Origin of the sequence: Aeromonas sp. HMWF017 (genome assembly GCF_003061465.1) — a bacterium.
Taxonomy (GTDB): domain Bacteria; phylum Pseudomonadota; class Gammaproteobacteria; order Enterobacterales; family Aeromonadaceae; genus Aeromonas; species Aeromonas veronii.
In genome coordinates this window covers 1-1,157 of the sequence record NZ_QAJD01000096.1, presented here as the reverse complement: position 1 = coordinate 1,157, position 1,157 = coordinate 1, and the positions used below count along the sequence as shown (strand labels likewise).

The window sequence follows — 1,157 nt, the reverse complement described above, 5'->3', positions numbered from 1 at the left end:
TTCCTCACCAGTTCTGACGCCAGTCAAATAAAGGAATTTACAATATAAAAAAAGTATCTTTTTGTTTTTATTATCTGTGTCTACATTACACCAGTTAGAAAGTTTATTAAAAATTAGTTCTATTTCATCTGTCTCCCAGTACTCAATTTTTGCTGTTTTCTTCGCATCAACCTTATTCTTCATATCAGGTAAAAATGAAATCAACCCCTGCTCTTTTGCTTCACTCAAAATCCTTTTCAATAGAATATGAACAGTATTTTTAAAAGTTTTACTGGGTGCTAGCGATTTTTTTAAATCATCAATATCTTCAGGGGATTGCGGCTCTTTTCCTGCTTGAAAATCTAATATATCCTTTGCCTCTCTTGCTGCAACAAGTCCTTTGACATATTGCCTCCAGAATAATCTGATTGATCTTTCGTTAACATCTTGAATTGCCATTCCACCAAAATATGGAATTAGATGGTTTCTTATCACACTAACGTAGTAACCATCATTAGCTTTTTTTCGATCTTTATAGAGCTCAATTATTTCATTTGCTATCGTTTTAAAAATTACGTTCTTTTTTATTTGGATGCCATTGGACAACTTGTTATCGAGCGTAAATGCGATCTTATATGCCATTACCTTAGCTTCATTTAAATCAACTGTTTTAGTACTTTGACGATAATCAGATATGCCATTGTTTGGTTGATGAACGCGACAGTACCACTTGGAGCTTTGTTTTTGTTTGTATAGCGAGATCCCGTTGCCAAGAGTGACACGACCAATGGGCTTGGATTGCTCCCCTTTAGTTGTACGCTCAGAGACCATCCTCTCGATCATCTGCTCCAATTCTTCCCGAGATTGCAGACTCAAGAACTCAGACAAGCCAGCCATAACTGCTCCCATTGATACGTATGCAATTCTGATACTACCACCGTGTATAGAATTATGTATATGGGTTTTTTAAGTGTCGTAAATGGTTGTTTTTATTGTTATTTTTGTTTGTGTGTTCGGATTGCAAATCAGGACGATGCCACCTGATGGCATCGTAGTGGTTGAGCTGCGGTGCAAGATGCCCTCCGAGAGGAGGCTCAATGCAGCGCGACCCGATGACGGCATATCCGGGGCTATCTAAAGAAGATGCGCCGGATATTCGGGGTGCGAGATTGTACTCG

The 1,157-nt window shown here is 38.5% G+C and carries 2 protein-coding genes; both read right to left on the bottom strand.

From position 1 onward, the window contains the following. On the bottom strand, nt 1–876 hold an 876-nt coding region (locus DBR30_RS09370; RefSeq protein WP_146181373.1), incomplete at its 3' end, for a hypothetical protein. A gap of 52 nt (nt 877–928) precedes the next feature. Continuing rightward, on the bottom strand, nt 929–1,157 hold a 229-nt coding region (locus DBR30_RS21335; RefSeq protein WP_219927557.1), incomplete at its 5' end, for a hypothetical protein.